The following is a 16,587-nucleotide window of genomic DNA, read 5'->3' as shown; positions in this document are numbered from 1 at the left end:
CATGGGGTCGTTTCTCTCACGCGTCGGCGCCGCCCTGGGCCTCGATAAGGATGCGCGGTCCCTGGACGCCGCCCTCGACGAGGATTCCGCCCGCGCCGCCCGAGGCGTCACCCCGATTCGCGACATCGCAGACCGGAGCCACGCCCTCGTGTTCGGCACTCTCCTGGGGATGACCTACCCGCCGGAGGAAGGAGGCCAGCGTGTCCTCGTCGCGACCCTCTACGACGGCACGGATACCCTGGAATTGCGCTGGCCGGGCCGATCCTCCATCCCCGGCCTGAGCGTCGGCCAACGCCTGGAGGTCGAGGGGACCGTCGGACGAGTGGGGGAGCGTATGGTCATCATCAACCCCCTGTACCGCGTCATCGGCGGAGAGAGCTGATGCCCACCCCGCGCTGGATGAGCCAGTCCGCGTCTGAGGAGTTCTCCTGGTCCCAGACCCTGGGTGGAACCCGCGGCGTCATTGAGGCCTCCGCCCCCGGGCTGGTGTTCGTCGTTGTGTACGTCGCAACCCACGCGCTACTGCCCACCCTCGTCGCGGCCTCCGCCGTTGCACTGCTCGCCTGCGCCGTGCGCCTGATCCAGCGTCAGGGCGCCAGACAGGCGCTCTCGGGCTTCCTCGGCGTCGCGATCGGTGTCATCTTCGCCGCGGCAACCGGGCGAGGCGAGAACTACTTCGTGTGGGGCATCCTCACCAACGTCGCGATGTCCCTAGCCTTCGCTGCCTCCGCACTCGCGCGTCGCAGCATCGTCGCCGGTCTCTACGCGACCCTGGTCGGGCTGCCCTCCACCTGGCGCAGGGACCCGCAGCACGCGGCCCTGCGACGCCGATGCGGATCGCTCACGTGGATGTGGGCGGGAGTCTTTGCCCTGCGAGTTGCCGTCCAGGCGCCCCTGTGGGCAGCGGGCGCCGTCGCGGCCCTCGGAGTCGCGAAGCTCGCCCTGGGGCTGCCCCTCTTCGCGCTCGGCGCGTGGGCAACCTGGCGCGGCCTGCGCGGCTACGCCCCCGCCGACTCTCCTTCCGATTCCTCCGAATCCTCCGACGTCGGAGAAGCCACCGCCTGACGCAGGCGCACGAGGCCTTCGCTGTCGGCGTCGGGAACCAGGAGGAGCAACTCGTCGGAGGCCTCGAACACGTCGTCGGCGCTGGGGTTCATGGGACGCCCATCACGCAGCAGCGCCGCGAGCACCGCGTTCGCGGGAAGCTCCAGGGAATGCACGCGTCGGCCTACGACCGGCGAGTCCTCCGGAAGGATCAGCGCGTGCATTGACACGGCCGCCGTGTTGAACGAAAAGAGCCTGACGGGAACGCCAACCGAGACCGCCTCCTCCACGAGTGAGGTCATGATCCGAGGCGTCGACACCGACACGTCCACGCCCCACGCCTGGTCGAAGAGCCACTCGTTCTTCGGATTGTTCAGGCGGGCGACAACGCGGGGAACCGCGAACTCGGTCTTGGCCAGCAGTGAGATCACCAGGTTGGCCTTGTCGTCGCCCGTGGCCGCAACCATCACGTCGGCCTCGGCCACGCCCGCGTCGCGCAGCGCATCGGGGGAGCACGCGTCAGCGAGCACCCAGTCGGCGTCAGCAACCGAGGAGATCCGCAGCTTCTCGGGCGTGTGATCGATGAGCGTAATGTCGTGGCCGTGGGCCAGCAGCTCCAGCGCGACGCTGCGGCCCACCGAACCTGCTCCTGCGATGACGATCTTCATGCTCACTCCTCCATCCTCGGCGCGGACGCGAGCAGGTCGCGCAGCGGCCCGGTCTCGGTCCCGTTGATCGCAAAGTACAGCTGATCGTGCTCCTGCACCACCAGGTCGGGCGAGGCCGTGCGGATCGAACCGAGGCGCGAGGTGAAGACGATGCGGCAGCCCGTCAGCTCCTCGACGACGGGGAAACGCAGCCCGTACCAGCCGGGGGAGGGGGTCGCGTTCACGAGCGCGACCGAACCGGTTGGGTGCGACCACGTCAGCGACGCGTCGGGGGGAAGCATGCGCCGCAGCATCGACTCTGCGGTGCGCTGCACCGTGGCGACGGTCGGAATACCCAGCCGCTCGTAGAGGTAGGCGCGCGCAGGATCGTAGATTCGGGCGACCACGTGCTCGACGTGGAAGACCTCCCTGGCCACGCGAGCGGCAATAATGTTTGAGTTATCACCCGAGGAGACGGCGGCGAAAGCGTAGGCCTCCTTGATGTTCGCCTGGCGCAGGCAGTCCCGGTCCATTCCCACCCCCGTGACGCGACGGCCCGAGAAGTCCGAGGGAAGGCGCGAAAAAGCCTTGGAATCCTGGTCAATGACGGCCACGGAATGCCCCGCGGCGTCCAACGTTGAAGCCAACCGGGCGCCGACGCGCCCGCAACCCATGATCACAAAGTGCACGACTACCAACCTACTCCGCCTCGGGCGCGGTGGCCATCCGTGCGTGCCCAGCCCTGCCGCGCGGGCGCCGGGTGGACTAGGCTTACACACTGTGACGAACTTGTTGGCCTATGCGAAGCGCGTGCTCATTGGGCGCCCGATGCGATCGGACGCGATGGGTCACCAGCTTTTGCCCAAACGTATCGCTCTGCCGATCTTCGCCTCCGACGCTCTGTCGTCGGTCGCCTACGCTCCCGACGAGGTGCTTCTCACCCTTGCGCTGGCCGGGTCCATGGCGGCCCTGCAGTCCGTGTGGGTCGGCGCCGTTGTCGCGCTCGTCCTCGCGGTTGTCGTGGCTTCCTACCGGCAGACCGTTCACGCCTACCCCTCCGGCGGCGGCGACTACGAGGTCGTCACCACGAACCTCGGCCGCTCCTGGGGTCTGCTCGTGGCCTCGGCCCTCTTGGTGGACTACATTCTCACCGTCGCGGTCTCGATCTCGTCGGGTGCGAACTACATCACGACCGCCGTGCCCGCGCTGGCGGGCTACGAGGTGCCGATCGCGGTCGGCCTCGTCGTGATCCTGGCGACCCTGAACCTGCGCGGAACCCGCGAGGCCGGTGGCGCCTTCGCCGTGCCCACCTACGTGTACATGCTGGCCATTGGGCTCATGATCGTCGTCGGCTTCGCGAAGATGGCGACCGGCACGCTGGGGGTTGCGCCGACTGCGGCCTACGACCTGGTTGCCGCCCCCGGTCACACCGACGGCCTGGCCGGGCTCGCCGGCGCGTTCCTCCTGATGCGTGCCTTCTCCTCCGGTTGCGCGGCGCTGACGGGTGTCGAGGCGATCTCCAACGGCGTGCCCATGTTCCGTCGGCCCAAGTCCCGCAACGCGGCGGCGACCCTGGCGATGCTGGGGATGATCGCGGCGTCGATGATGATCTCCATCCTCGTGCTCGCCAGGGCAACCGGGGTCAAGATCGTCGACGATCCGGCCGCGCAGCTCACCGACGGGGGACGGGCCGTCGCGGAGAACACGCCCATCAACCCCGCGATTTCCCAGATTGCCTCGGCCGTCTTCGGCCAGGGGTCGATCCCGTTCATCCTCATCACCGTCGTCACCGGGTTCATCCTCGTCCTGGCCGGAAACACGGCCTTCAACGGATTCCCCACCCTGGCCTCGGTCCTGTCGAAGGACTCCTTCCTTCCCCACCAGATGGTGCGCCGAGGCGATCGACTGTCCTACTCCAACGGCATCGTCGTGCTGACCGTCGCCGCGATCGCGCTGATCGTCGGCTTCCACGCGGAGACGACGCGCCTCATCCAGCTCTACGTCGTCGGTGTGTTCATCTCCTTCACCCTCTCCCAGCTGGGAATGATCCGTCACTGGAACAAGCAGCTTCGCTCGCGCCAGTCGGGTCAGGAACGCATGGCCGTCCTGCGATCTCGGGCCGTCAACATCGTCGGTTTCATGATGACGGGCCTGGTTCTGCTGATCGTGCTGGCCACGAAGTTCACGCACGGCGCGTGGATCACCCTGCTGATGATTGCGATCGCCTTCGGCGTGCAGATCTCGATCCATCGGCACTACGAGACGGTGAGCGCCCAGCTGCGCGTGGACGACTGGAACGCGCGCCGAGCGCTGCCCACCCGCGTGCGCGCTCTCGTCCTGGTCTCCTCACTGTCCCGCCCCGCCATGCGTGCGGTCGCGGCGGCGAGAGCCTCCTCGCCCACCTCCATCGAACTGGTCTCGGTCGCGGCAGACGACGAGGAGGAGAACAAGATCCTGCGCCAGTGGAAGGAGTCGGGCCTGCCCGTGCCGCTGACGCTTCTGTCGGCTCCCTACCGCGACATTTCCTCGGTGATCGTGCAGTACGTGCGTTCTCGCCGCCGCGCAACGCCCACCGAGATGCTCGTCGTCTACATGCCTCAGTTCCTGGTGACCCACTGGTGGGAGAATCTCCTGCACAACCAGTCGGCCCTGCGACTGCGCGCCGCGCTGCTTGACGTTCCCGGGGTCGTCATCACGGTCGTGCCCTGGAAGCTCGGCGAGGACGATGTCGTGGAGGGCCGCCAGCGCGTCAACGACCCGTTCCTGCGCGTCCCCGCACCCGAGGTCGGCACCTCGAGCGTGGCGCGCGTTGCGGAGCGATCCTCCCAGGAGGCCCCGTGAGTCCTCGCCCCTCGCGTCGCCGTCCCTCCCCGCGCCGCCGTCCCGCTCTCGCGCAGCCCCGTGAGGGCATCGGCGAGGTCCTTCGCCTGACCGTCGGCGAGCCCGCACACGGCGGCGCCTGCGTCGCCCGCGACGAGAGCGGGCGTGTCGTCTTCGTGCGCCACGCGGCACCAGGTGAGGTTGTCCGTGCGCGGGTGACCGCCGTCCAGAAGAAGCTCGCGTGGGCCGACGTCGTCGAGGTCGTCGAGGCATCGCCCGATCGGGTCCCCTCCGTGTGGCCCCAGGCCGGTCCGGGAGGCGTCGGTGGCGGAGAACTCGCGCACCTGACGCCCGCCGCTCAGCGCGACTGGAAGTCCCGGGTGATCGCCGGGCAGCTGCGCCGCGTGGGCGGCGAGGCTCTGGCCGACGCCGTGGACGCCCTCGGGGGAGTGCGTGTCACTCCCGCGCCGGGCGATGAGGACCCGGGCGATCCGCCGACCGGTCGTCGCTCTCGCATTGACGTCGTCATCGACGCGGATGGTCGCGCCGGCATGCACGAGTTCCGCGGACGCCGCGTGATCGCGCTCGAGGACATGCCGCTTGCTGTGCCCGCGATCCGCGAGCTCGGGCTGTTCGATGAGGACACGCCGTGGCGTCATCTGTGGAAGCCGGGGGACCGCGTGCGCGCGGTGGCCCCCTCCGGCGGTGAGCCCGTCGTCCTGATCGGCGAGGACACGTACGCCGCCGACGGCGTGCGTATCGACGTCGATGTGTTGCGCTGGAACGTGCCGCTTGGCTCCGGCGTCGAGTCGTACTACGTGCGCCCCTCCGGTTTCTGGCAGACGCACGTGTGCGGCGCCGAGGTGCTCGCGAACGCCGTGCTGGCTGCGGCTTTTGGTGCCCACGAGGCCGGGGCTGGGCGTGCGATCATGGAGCTGTACTCGGGCGCGGGCTTGTTTTCCGTGCCGCTCGCGCGTGCCGTCGGCGAGTCAGGGCACGTCGTGACGCTTGAGGGCGACGAGGGTGCCGTGTGTGATGCGGGCGAGAACCTCGCGGCCTTTGACTGGGTGGACGCGTTCGCCGGAAACGTGGATCGTGAGGGAGTCGTCGACCTGTCGGGCCAGCTGGGTGCCGTGCCCGACGTGGTTGTAGCCGATCCGCCGCGCGCCGGTGCGGGAGCCGAGGTATGCGAGGCAATCGCGGCCACAGGTGCTCCTCGCGTCGTCCTGGTGTCCTGCGACCCGGCGGCCGGAGCGCGCGACCTGCGCGCACTCACCGAGTGCGGCTACACCCTGGCGAGCCTGCAGGCCTGGGACCTATTCCCCCACACGCACCACGTGGAGATGGTCTCGGTCCTGTCGCGGTGAGCACTCCTCACCTCGCCCGGCGCTCCTTCAGGCGCGACCCCCATGAGGTCTGCGTGCGGGCCGCGATCGCGCGGCGCTGGTCGCGGTACATGCGATCCACCAGGTCACGCTCGGAGACCCAGCCAACGACGCGGCGTTGATTGTCCAGGACGGGCAGGGCCTGCAGGCCCGTGCGCCGCAGCGCCTCAAGGACCTTGGTGGGGGGAGCGCCGTCGGGCACCGCCTCGTCAATGAGGGGAAGATCGGAGAGCGGGGAGTCGAGCGAACCACCCTCCTGGGTGAGTTCGGCCAGACGCAGTGAGGACACCAAGCCAACGAAGCGACCGCCGTCGACCACCGGCAGCGCGCTCTCCTTCGTGCGGCGCAGCGCCGACAGGGCCGAGGCAACCGAGGCGGAGGCGGCGAGAACCTCGGGGGCGTGCGTCATCCACTGCGAGGCCACCCGCGTGCCCAGGAGAGTTCCCTCCACCGGGTCGTCCAACACGTCCCCGCGCCGACGCAGCTTCTCGGTGTAGATGGTCGCGCGGGTCAGGAAACGCGAGGCTCCCGTGGCGATGACGACCGCCAACATCATCGGCAGGATGAGGGAGAATTGCCCCGTCATCTCCACGATGATGAGAACGGCCGTCATGGGGGCGCGGGCCGCACCCGCAAATGCGGCACCCATGCCCACCACCGCGAAGACACCGACGGGCGAAGCGGACAGCGGGGAGACGACGTCCCCGAAGGCTGCGCCCGCCATCGCTCCGATGAAGAGAGTGGGCGCGAAGACTCCGCCCGACCCGCCCATTCCGATCGTGAAGGCGGTGTACAGGGCGCGCCCGAGCATCAGGGCCAGCAGGAAGGCAACCGAGAAGTTGCCCGCGATGGCATCCTCCTCCAGCGGATAACCCGACCCGAACATGTACGGGAACGCGACCAGGCCCGCGCCGAGCACGAGGCCGAGGACCGCCGGGCGCGCCCACTGCGGCAGGCGCGTGCGCGCCCACAGCCAGTCGATCGCGTCCTCGCACGCGTAGAGGAGCTTGGAGAATCCCAGTCCGCACATGCCCGCGACGAGTCCCAGCAGCGCCACCCACCACATGTCCGTCTGAGAGGCGAAAGACAGGTCACTCGCGACGCGCACCACCATCTCATCGCCCTGAAGGATGCGGGCAACCATCGAGGAGCTGACCGCCGAGAGAACGACGAAACCGAAGGTCTCCGCCGTGAACTCCGTGAGAATCACCTCAAGCGCAAACACCGCGCCGGCCAGCGGCGCGTGAAAGGTGGCCGCGATGCCGGCCGCCGACCCGCACGAGGCAAGCAACACCACTCGGGAGACCGGCATCCCGAGCCACGAGGCGATCGTTGATCCCAGCGATGCCCCCACCTGCACGATGGGCCCCTCGCGCCCAGCGGAGCCACCCGATCCGATCGTCAGCGCCGAGGACACGATCTTCACGACCGCGACACGCCCGGGAATGCGTCCGCCCTTGCGGCGCACCGCGAGCATGACCTCCGGAATGCCGTGGCCCTTCGCGCTGGGGGCGAAACGCTGAATGAGCGGACCGTAGACCGCTCCGGCCAGCGCGGGGGAGAGGAGGAGGAAGAGCCAGGGAGCCCATCCCCAGACCCCGTGCGGCGACCCGATGTGGGTCGTGTACTCGGTGAAGCCCGTGGATACCCACGTCCACGCTCGAATCGCAAAGTTAAACAGGACCGCCGCGGCGCCGACGACGGCGCCCACCACGGCCGCAGCAATGCCGAGCAGGGATCGGTGCGCGGCGACCGTGTGGCCGACCCTCACGCGAATCCCCGCAGCCGACCGACCGGGCTGCGGGGATTGAGGACGCCGCGTCACAGGTTCGCGATCTCGACGTGGATGGGGGCGTCGGTGGCGATGCCCCACACGGTGCGGTAGAACGAGAGCTCGGTCTGCCATGCGTCCTTGATGTTGACGGCGGAACGGAATCCGTGCCCCTCACCCTGGTAGAGCTTGAGCGCCACCGCGTTACCGCCTGCCCGCAGAGCCTCGTACATCTCCTCCGCCTGAGCGGCGGGCACGACGGGGTCCTCGCCACCGTGAAGGAGCAGCAGAGGAGCGTGGATCTGATCGACACGGTTGATCGGGGAACGCTGGGCCCACACCGGGTCCGACACATCGTCCGATCCGATCAGCAGTTGATCGTAGTGCGACTCGAACTTGTGGCTGCTCTGCGCCAGCTTCACCAGGTCGGCAATTCCGTAGAAGGAGGCGCCCGCGGTGAAAACATCCGAGGAAGCCAGGGCATTGAGCGCCGTGAAACCACCGGAGGAGCTGCCACGAATGGCAATCCTCTTCGGATCGACGTACCCCAGGTCGATCAGGTACTGGGCGCCGTCAACGCAGTCCTGGACGTCCATGACGCCCCACTGGCCGTTGAGCTTCTGACGGTAGGCGCGGCCAAAGGACGTCGATCCCCGGAAGTTGACGTCGAGGACAGCGAAGCCGCGGCTCGTCCAATACTGGAAGGGAACCGACAGGCCGGGTCGGCTGGCGCTGGTCGGCCCGCCGTGCACGTTGACGATCAGGGGAGGAAGCTCCCCGTCCGGTGCCCGGAAGTCGGGGTTGACGGGCGCGTAGTAGAGGCCGTGCGATTCCTCGCCGTCGGAGGTCTTCCACGTGAGCATCTGCGCCGTCGAGATGAGGGCAGCGGGCACTTCCGCCTCGGAGGAGGGGCGCAGAACCTTTGTCTTGCCGCGCGAGACCTCGATGATCGCGGGCGTGTGCGTGGCGGAGTCCGCTAGGAACACGACGCGACCGTCGGCCGCTGCGACGTTGCCGATCGGCCACCAACCGGTTGCCCACTCCTCGGCCATGCCGTTGTCGACGCGCACGGTGCCGATATGCCACTCCTGGTCCTCGACCCAGGAGCAGACGAGAAGGTCGTTGTCGTAGTTGTCGTAGGAGTGCAGGCCCAGCTGCCAGTGGGGGTGGGAGAAAGCTCTGCGCCCCGGATGCAGGGAGCGGGTGCGTAGCCGCGTCGTCCAGGCGTTGGGATCCTCCCCTTCGTTCCAGACAAAACCCTGGGTGCGGTACAGGTTGGCCCAGGAGGAGGAATCGTCAACGTGGATGAGGTCCCCGTCCAGCGTCCACCGCGGCTCGTAGACGCACACGCCCGGCTGATCGACGAGGACGACCTCGCGGTCGATCCGCCCCTCAAAGGTCAGCGAGGCAACCCGCAGCTGCGAGGACGTCCATGGCATGTTCGGATGGTTCCACGAGATCCACGCGAGCTTTGTCCCGTCGGGGGACACGACGGGTGCCTGAGCGAAGTCCGTCCCGCCAAAAACGGGGATGATGGCACTGTCGTCACGCGCTGCGGAGCCGTCCAGGGGGATCGCGACGATGGAGTTGACGGGTTCGCCCGGCCCCGAGTGGTCCTCGGCGACCGCGTACACGAGGTCACGTACGTCCGCGATCCAGAAGTCACCGTAGCGGACCTTCGACAGGGTCGTCAGGGGGCGCACCCCTCGGCGCGGGTCGGAGGTGTCGTAGGCGTAGACGCGACCGTCGGTGCGGTCGGAGAAGACGATGACCCCGTGGTGGACGGCGTATGCCTTGCCGCCGTACTCGTGCACGCGCGTGCCCACGTCGGGCAGGCGAACCCCGTCAATGAGGGGCAGAACCTCGCCCGTCTCGCCTGTCCCGCGCCGCCGCAGCAGCGTGCCACGGCCTCCCTCCAGGGGATGACCCTCCACCCAGTAGGTGTCCGGTCCATCAACCCGGACCTGGGAGAGGGTGACCGAACGCGCAGTGAAGGAATCACCCGTAATGGGGGACTTCCAAATGCCGTGAGGAGCGACGGTGACGGACATAGTGCCTCCTTGAGCGTATGGCGAGCCTACGTTCCCATCTTAGTGCTCGCGTCTCCCGCCTGCGCGGATCCCACGGGAGAGGATCCCGCTTTGACGCGTAGATGAGACGCGGAGGGAACTACACTGGTGCTCATGTCTGGAGCACAAGAGTCTCGCGACCTGTTGTCGCGCTGCACCGCACCGCGGGAGCTGCGCCGCCTCGATCCCGGACAGCTGGATGAGCTGGCGCGCCAGATTCGGGAGTTCCTGATCGATAACGTCTCTCGTACCGGAGGGCACCTGGGACCCAACCTTGGAGTGGTTGAACTCACGATCGGTATGCACCGCGTCTTCCGTTCGCCGCAGGACACGATCGTGTTCGACACGGGCCATCAGGCATACGTGCACAAGCTCCTGACGGGACGCCAAGATTTTTCCTCGCTGCGTTGCCCGGGCGGCCTGTCGGGTTACCCGTCTCGCTCCGAGTCTGAGCACGACGTCGTCGAATCCTCTCACGCGTCGTCGTCGCTGGCGTGGGTCGATGGGATCTCGCGGGAGAAGCATCGGCGCGGGGATCGCACGTGGACGGTCGCCGTCATCGGAGACGGCGCGCTGACCGGCGGAATGGCCTGGGAGGCCCTCAACAACATCGCGACCTCGAAGAACCGGCGCATCGCGATCATTATCAACGACAACGGTCGCTCCTACGCCCCCACGATCGGAGGCCTGGCCACTCACCTGGATGCCCTGCGCACGTCCGCGGGCTACGAGCGTGCCCTCGCGTGGGGGAAGCAGCATCTTCTCAGCAAGGGCATTCCGGGGCGCGCCGCCTACGACGCTCTCCACGGCCTGAAGACGGGAATCAAGGACGCTCTCAACCCCCAGGTCATGTTCGAGGACCTCGGCCTGAAGTACGTGGGCCCCGTCAATGGCCACGACATCGCGGCGGTCGAGACCGCGCTGAGGCGCGCGCGTTCCCTCGACCAGCCCGTCCTCGTGCACGTGATCACCGAGAAGGGACGCGGCTACACGCCCGCCGAGGAGAACATCGCGGACCGCTTCCACGCGGTCGGCCCCATCCACCCCGAGACCGGACTGCCCGTCGCTCCCGAACGCTTTGGCTTCACGAGCGTCTTTGCCGACGAGATTCGCTCCCTGGCCGCCACGCGCGAGGACATCGTGGGCATCACGGCCGCGATGATGCAGCCGGTGGGGCTTGGACCCATGCATGAGGCGTTCCCCGGTCGCGTGATAGACGTCGGCATTGCCGAGGCCGAAGCGGTGACGTCGGCCGCCGGCATGGCCTATGAAGGGGCGCACCCCGTTGTTGCGCTCTACGCCACGTTCTTGAACCGAGGGTTCGATCAGCTCCTCATGGACGTTGCGCTCCATCGCGCCGGCGTCACCTTTATCCTCGATCGCGCGGGAATCACCGGATCCGACGGGGCATCCCACAACGGCGTGTGGGACATCGCCATGTGTTCGCTGATCCCCGGCCTGCGCCTGGCCGCCCCCAGAGACGAGGACACCTTGCGCGAGGAGCTGCGTGAGGCAATCAGCGTGGACGATGCACCCACCGTCCTGCGCTACAGGAAGGGGGCTCTGCCCGAACCGATGCCCGCGTTGCGGCGAGTGGGCGACGTCGACGTGCTCCTCGACGAGGAGGTGGCGCCCTGCCGTGCCCGCGTGCTCATCGTCGGCACGGGGGCGTGCGTGCCCGACGCGATCACCGCTGCACGTCGACTTATCGACGATGGCATATCCGTCACCGTGGTCGATCCCCGGTGGCTGGTTCCCATCAGCCCGGATCTGGCCTCGCTCGCGCTCGGCTTCGACGCCGTCATCGCGGTTGAGGACGGGATCGTTCAGGGGGGCTTCGGTTGGGCCCTCAGGGACAGCCTCTTCGACGCCGGCATTCCCGTTCGATGCCTGGGAGTTCCCCAGGTTCTTCCCGAGCACGGGGACCGCTCCGAGATGATCAAGGACTTCGGATACGACGCGGACGGTATCGAGGCCGCGGTCCGAGCGCAGGTCGAACGTCTCGCGCGCTGCTAGGGGAGCGACTCAGACGCCGAGAGCGTCGCAGATCGGGTCGAGAGTCAGGTCGATCTGCCAGTCTCTCGCGCCCCGGTTCACCATGCGTTCCTCGACTTCGTCCCCGGAGGGACGGGAGGGATCGAGGGGCGCCCACGCCAGGTAGCGCTGCACCTGAGGTGCGAGGACCACTTCGGGGGCCAGCCCCAGTTGCGAGGCGACCGACGCCACCGCGGCGCGCACCGTACCCAGCCGCGCGGCCGCCGCCTCGTCGATTCGATTCCACTGACGGGGCTCGGGAATCGAACCCGGTTGGACGGGCCGGCGGGCGGGTGGAAGCTCGTCCTCGGTCATCGCCCTGACGCGTGCCAGGGCGCGCATCCACTCGTCTTCGAACTGGCGAGCGAAAGGGGAGCGGAACTCGTTGATACTCATGAGCGCGCGCCGATTCCTGGGCGGCGCGGATGCCGCGCGCACGAGGGCGGCGTTGCGCACCAAGCGACCCGGGGAGATGTCGACGCGTCGGGCAATTTCCTCGCGGGTTTCCCACAGCGCCTGAAGGACCGCGAGTCCCCGGCGGCTACGGACCTTGCCCGCTCCCGGCAGCGAGCGCCAGCGATCCGGCTTGGCGGGGGAGGGGCGGACCGAGAGGGCGTGGCTGAACTCCTGCTGCGCCCACTCCCAGCGACCCATCTGATCGAGCCTCTTGGACAGGCGGTAGTACAGCTCCGTCAGCAGCTCCACGTCCAACGCCGCGTAGCGCAGCCATTCGGGAGGGAGGGGACGCAGCGACCAATCAGACGCCTGGTGATCCTTGACCAGGCCCAGGCCCAGCACCTGCTCGGCGACCGCAGCCAAGCCGAAGCGCTCCAAGCCCACCAGGCGTGCGGCAATCTCGGTGTCAAACAGCGAGGAGGGAACCAACCCGACCTGGCGCAGGTTCGGCAGATCCTGCAGGCAGTCGTGCAGGAGCCAGACATCGTCGACCCCCGGCGCGAGGGCCGACAGATCGGGCAGGGCGTGCGTGTCGATCAGGAACGTGCCGACGTCCTCACGGCGTATTTGCACCAGGTAGGGGTCGGAGCCATAGCGAAAACCCTGCGCGCGCTCGACATCGAGCGCGACCGGTGCCCGCCCGAGTGCAAGCGCTTTCGCCGCGTCGTCCAGGCCGGAGGGAGTATCGACGATGGCGGGGGTGCCCCCGCGTGGCTGTGCGATGACTTCGGGATCATCCGTGTCGCCGACCGGCAGGCGGCCGCCATTGTTGACTCGCACTCAGACTCCTTCAAGATGACGGGCGGGAACGATGCCGGCCGTCCGGCGCATCACGTCGGCCCATCCGGATAGGTGCTCGCCAAGGTGCTCGCTGTTGGGAGTCCACGAGGCGCGCACGTCAACAAAGAGGGAGGAGCCCCGCAACTCGAGGCCGCCGAAGGTCTCGCTCATCTCTCGCGTGACGGTACCGGTCAGGTCATGGAGCCCCGCGCCGGCGACGTGCAAGCAGTCGAGGGTCCATCCCCACACGCCCTCCGCGAGCAGGGGATCTCCCATCATGTCCGCGTCGATCTGGGCGCGCAGCTGGCTCACGACACGGAACGTGCCGTTCCAACCAATCTGCCCCACCGGATCATGCAGGATCACCATCCGACCAGTCGACAGGGGCTGTCCCGCGTCATCCTCGTCTGTCGTCCGCATCGCGAGTGCCGCCGTGAAGGGCGCGAGACGTCGAGGTGGGGAAACCTCCTCGAGGAGTATGTGCGGCAGGTGGTCGGCCTGTCGCAGGGACAGCAGAGCCCGTACAAACTCCTCGGGCACCGCGTTTTCGTTCACAATTCAAATCGTACGGGTGTCATCACGGCTTCGGGTCCAGACGCGCCGCCGATCATCATCTCGATAAGTAGTCGGTACGCGTGTCGGGAAAACCGCTGCGTCGATTGGGGGTGCGAAGTCAGCGGCCCCGCGGGTTGCGCAAGATGAACGAGGTGCGCGGCTTGACGTGCACGATGTCTCCGGAGCGGTACTCGCGGCACTCATTGTCCCCCGACGTGTCGACGACCGTGTACCAGACGTGTCCGTACTTGGTGTCCGGCAGCGTGAAATCGACGGGCTCGGGAGCCGCATTGAGAAGCAGGAGGAAGTCATCGTCAAGGATTCGACGCCCGTCGACGTCGGGCTCACGAATCGCATCCCCGTTGTAGAACACCATCGTCGATCGTGCCCAGGGCTGGTTCCACTCCTCCTCGGTCATGTGGGTTCCGGCCGGTGTGAACCATTCGATCTCGCCGAGCGCGGACTCGCCTCCGCGCTTGGCGGGCCCCTCCAGGAAGCGCCTGCGACGCATGACGGGATGGTCTCGGCGCAGGTGGATGAGATGCTGGGTGAACTCCAGCAGCTTGTGGTCGTGCTCGTTGAGGTCCCAGTTGATCCAGGTAAGCTCGTTGTCCTGGCAGTAGGCGTTGTTGTTGCCGCGCTGGGTGCGCCCGAGTTCGTCTCCGTGGGCGATCATCGGAACCCCCTGGGAGAACATCAGCGTGGTGAGGAAGTTGCGCTGCTGGCGATAGCGCAACTCGATGATCTCTTCGTCGTCCGTATCGCCCTCGGTCCCGCAGTTCCACGAGCGATTGTCGTTCGCTCCGTCAGCGCCTCCCTCCTGGTTGGCTTCGTTGTGTTTCTCGTTGTAGGAGACAAGGTCTCGCAGGGTGAAACCGTCGTGGGCGATCACGAAGTTGACCGATGCCATCGGTTTGCGCCCGGTCGTCCCGTAGAGGTCGGAGGAGCCCGCCAAGCGCGAGGCGAAGTCGGGCAGGGACGAGAACTCTCCACGCCAGAAGTCGCGGACCGTGTCGCGGTAGCGTCCGTTCCATTCGGACCACAGCGGCGGGAATCCACCCACCTGATAGCCGTTGGATCCCACGTCCCACGGCTCGGCGATCAACTTGACCTGCGACACCACCGGGTCCTGGTGAATGAGATCGAAGAAAGCTGAGAGACGGTCCACCTCGGCAAACTGGCGTGCGAGCGTGGAGGCCAGATCGAAGCGGAAGCCGTCCACGTGCATCTCGGTCACCCAGTAGCGCAGCGAGTCCATGATGAGTTGCAGGACCTGCGGGGAACTCATGAGGAGGGAGTTGCCGGTGCCGGTCGTGTCAAAGTAGTGCTGCCGATCCCCATCGACCAGGCGATAGTAGGAGGGGTTGTCGATTCCGCGGAAGGACAGGGTTGGTCCCAGGTGGTTGCCCTCCGCCGTGTGGTTGTAGACGACGTCCAAGATGACCTCGATGTTGGCCGCGTGCAGCGCCTTGACCATCGCCTTGAACTCGGAGACCTGCGCGCCCGGCTCACGGGATGCGGCGTAGGCATTGTGAGGCGCGAAGTAGCCGATCGTGTTGTATCCCCAGTAGTTGGAGAGCCCCTTGGCCTGGAGGGTCGTGTCGTTGGTGAACTGCTGGATCGGCATCAGTTCGACCGCGGTGACCCCGAGCTTCTGGAGGTGTTCGATGATCGCCGGGTGGGCCATTCCGGCATAGGTTCCTCGCAGTTCCTCGGGGACGTCCGGGTGGCGCATCGTCATGCCCTTGACGTGGGCCTCGTAGATGATGGTCTCCGAGTAGTCGTGCCCCGGCCGGTGGTCGCCCTCCCAGTCGAAGAATGGGTTGACGACGATCGAGTGCATCGTTGCTTTTGCTGAGTCTCCCCCTTTGAGGGAGAGGGGATCGTCCGCTTGGTAGGACAGGAGGTCCATGGAGTCCGTGAGCTGGCCTTCGATCGCCTTGGCGTAGGGGTCGAGGAGGAGCTTGGAGGGATCGCAACGCAGCCCGTTTTGCGGATCCCAGGGGCCGTCGATGCGGTAGCCGTACCGCTGGCCGGCGCGGACCTGGGGGACGTAGACATGCCACACCCAGGCATCAACCTCGGTCATCGGGATGCGCATCTCGTTGAGTTCCTCGTCGAGCAGGCACAGAGTGACCGAGGTCGCGACCGAGGAGTAGATTGCGAAGTTGGTACCGGTTCCATCAAACGTGGCGCCCAGGGGGTACGCCTTTCCAGGTCGAGTATCCATAGATGTAAGAGTGGCACGAAAGCGTGGCTGTCGGCAGGAATGTTCCCGAGCAATGTCTGTGACTTGGATAACTGCATGTTGGTTTTGCGTTCCTGGGGGGAGGTCTGTTAAGGTTTTACCCGTTGCGAAGAACGCGTGGCGTTCTGAGAAACGCGGATGTGGCTCAGTTGGTAGAGCATCACCTTGCCAAGGTGAGGGTCGCGGGTTCGAGTCCCGTCATCCGCTCGGGCGATTGGCGCAGCGGGAGCGCGCTTCCCTGACACGGAAGAGGTCACTGGTTCGATCCCAGTATCGCCCACGGTCATCCTGGTCACAGGATTGGCGGGCAGTGCCCGGCCGCACAAGCGGTTCACGCGGATGTGGCTCAGTTGGTAGAGCATCACCTTGCCAAGGTGAGGGTCGCGGGTTCGAGTCCCGTCATCCGCTCTCAATCGGGAATCCTCACGATCCCATTGGGCGTGGTGGGTTGGCCGAGAGGCGAGGCAGCGGCCTGCAAAGCCGTATACACGGGTTCGAATCCCGTACCCACCTCGGGCGATTGGCGCAGGGGTAGCGCGCTTCCTTCACACGGAAGAGGTCACTGGTTCGATCCCAGTATCGCCCACCACGCAAGCCGGATCCTTATGGATCCGGCTTCTTTGCATTGCCGTTTGACCGCTGCGACGATGTCGGACGGGGTTGCTTCGTCCCTCTGTGCTGCCGTGCAATGGTGCGGATGGGGTCCCGGGTGCCTCCTTGAAATTCTGTGACAAGACCTCTGTGCGTCCTTGTCATTGGTGACGTGTCGAATCCTGAC

The 16,587-nt window shown here is 67.0% G+C and carries 12 protein-coding genes and 5 tRNA genes; 10 read left to right on the top strand and 7 right to left on the bottom strand.

Annotated elements, in window-relative coordinates; all coding sequences use genetic code 11:
* Position 1 precedes the first annotated feature (1 nt).
* Positions 2-382: an OB-fold nucleic acid binding domain-containing protein gene (locus tag NQK35_RS03945; protein WP_009211681.1), complete on the top strand. Its 381-nt coding sequence runs from the start codon at positions 2-4 to the stop codon at positions 380-382.
* Positions 382-1,065, top strand: a complete 684-nt coding sequence (locus tag NQK35_RS03940; protein ID WP_257114603.1) for a DUF3159 domain-containing protein — start codon at positions 382-384, stop codon at positions 1,063-1,065. The genes NQK35_RS03945 and NQK35_RS03940 overlap by 1 nt, the downstream gene beginning before the upstream one ends.
* On the opposite strand, the gene NQK35_RS03935 is transcribed toward NQK35_RS03940, so the two are convergent.
* A complete protein-coding gene (locus NQK35_RS03935) occupies positions 999-1,712 on the bottom strand; it encodes a potassium channel family protein (RefSeq protein ID WP_257114602.1) in 714 nt (237 codons plus the stop codon). The two genes, NQK35_RS03940 and NQK35_RS03935, sit on opposite strands and share 67 nt — an antisense overlap.
* A 2-nt stretch (positions 1,713-1,714) precedes the next feature.
* The gene (locus tag NQK35_RS03930; protein WP_202812599.1) at positions 1,715-2,365 is read right to left on the bottom strand and encodes a potassium channel family protein; all 651 of its coding nucleotides are present in this window, start codon (positions 2,363-2,365) and stop codon (positions 1,715-1,717) included.
* A 106-nt stretch (positions 2,366-2,471) separates the two neighbouring features.
* On the opposite strand from NQK35_RS03930, the gene NQK35_RS03925 reads away from it, so the two are divergent.
* Complete coding sequence (locus NQK35_RS03925; protein WP_257114601.1) at positions 2,472-4,532, top strand: APC family permease; 2,061 nt, start codon at positions 2,472-2,474, stop codon at positions 4,530-4,532.
* Positions 4,529-5,878: a class I SAM-dependent RNA methyltransferase gene (locus NQK35_RS03920; RefSeq protein WP_257114600.1), complete on the top strand. Its 1,350-nt coding sequence runs from the start codon at positions 4,529-4,531 to the stop codon at positions 5,876-5,878. Before NQK35_RS03925 ends, NQK35_RS03920 begins: the two co-directional genes overlap by 4 nt.
* A 7-nt stretch (positions 5,879-5,885) precedes the next feature.
* Here NQK35_RS03920 and NQK35_RS03915 read toward each other — a convergent pair whose 3' ends face one another.
* Both NQK35_RS03915 and NQK35_RS03910 read right to left on the bottom strand, forming a co-directional pair.
* On the bottom strand, positions 5,886-7,667 hold the full coding sequence (locus NQK35_RS03915; RefSeq protein WP_257114599.1) for a chloride channel protein: 1,782 nt from the start codon (positions 7,665-7,667) through the stop codon (positions 5,886-5,888).
* A gap of 50 nt (positions 7,668-7,717) precedes the next feature.
* On the bottom strand, positions 7,718-9,718 hold the full coding sequence (locus tag NQK35_RS03910; protein ID WP_257114598.1) for an alpha/beta hydrolase family protein: 2,001 nt from the start codon (positions 9,716-9,718) through the stop codon (positions 7,718-7,720).
* Between the two features lie 132 nt (positions 9,719-9,850).
* Between NQK35_RS03910 and dxs the strand changes: the two genes are divergently transcribed.
* Positions 9,851-11,752, top strand: coding sequence for a 1-deoxy-D-xylulose-5-phosphate synthase (dxs, locus tag NQK35_RS03905; RefSeq protein WP_257114597.1), 1,902 nt, complete (start codon positions 9,851-9,853; stop codon positions 11,750-11,752).
* Positions 11,753-11,761: 9 nt separating this feature from the next.
* Here the strand turns inward: dxs and NQK35_RS03900 are convergent, their stop codons facing one another.
* The 3 genes from NQK35_RS03900 to glgX form a co-directional block, all read right to left on the bottom strand.
* Positions 11,762-13,006: a ribonuclease D gene (locus tag NQK35_RS03900; protein ID WP_257114596.1), complete on the bottom strand. Its 1,245-nt coding sequence runs from the start codon at positions 13,004-13,006 to the stop codon at positions 11,762-11,764.
* Positions 13,007-13,561 (bottom strand): DUF3000 domain-containing protein, encoded by a 555-nt coding sequence (locus tag NQK35_RS03895; protein ID WP_257114595.1) that lies wholly within the window; start codon positions 13,559-13,561, stop codon positions 13,007-13,009.
* Between the two features lie 118 nt (positions 13,562-13,679).
* On the bottom strand, positions 13,680-15,791 hold the full coding sequence (gene glgX / locus NQK35_RS03890) for a glycogen debranching protein GlgX (protein WP_257114594.1): 2,112 nt from the start codon (positions 15,789-15,791) through the stop codon (positions 13,680-13,682).
* 152 nt (positions 15,792-15,943) lie between these two features.
* On the opposite strand from glgX, the gene NQK35_RS03885 reads away from it, so the two are divergent.
* From NQK35_RS03885 to NQK35_RS03865, 5 genes are all read left to right on the top strand, one after another.
* Positions 15,944-16,016, top strand: a tRNA-Gly gene (locus NQK35_RS03885).
* Position 16,017: 1 nt separating this feature from the next.
* A tRNA-Val gene (locus NQK35_RS03880) sits at positions 16,018-16,089 on the top strand.
* Positions 16,090-16,144: 55 nt separating this feature from the next.
* Positions 16,145-16,217, top strand: a tRNA-Gly gene (locus tag NQK35_RS03875).
* 34 nt (positions 16,218-16,251) lie between these two features.
* A tRNA-Cys gene (locus NQK35_RS03870) sits at positions 16,252-16,322 on the top strand.
* A gap of 1 nt (position 16,323) precedes the next feature.
* Positions 16,324-16,398 (top strand) — tRNA-Val (locus NQK35_RS03865).
* Positions 16,399-16,587 lie beyond the last annotated feature (189 nt).

The organism is Schaalia odontolytica (assembly GCF_024584435.1).
GTDB lineage: Bacteria > Actinomycetota > Actinomycetes > Actinomycetales > Actinomycetaceae > Pauljensenia.
Note: the sequence above shows the minus strand (reverse complement) of the source record. Positions and strands in the feature narration are given on the sequence as shown.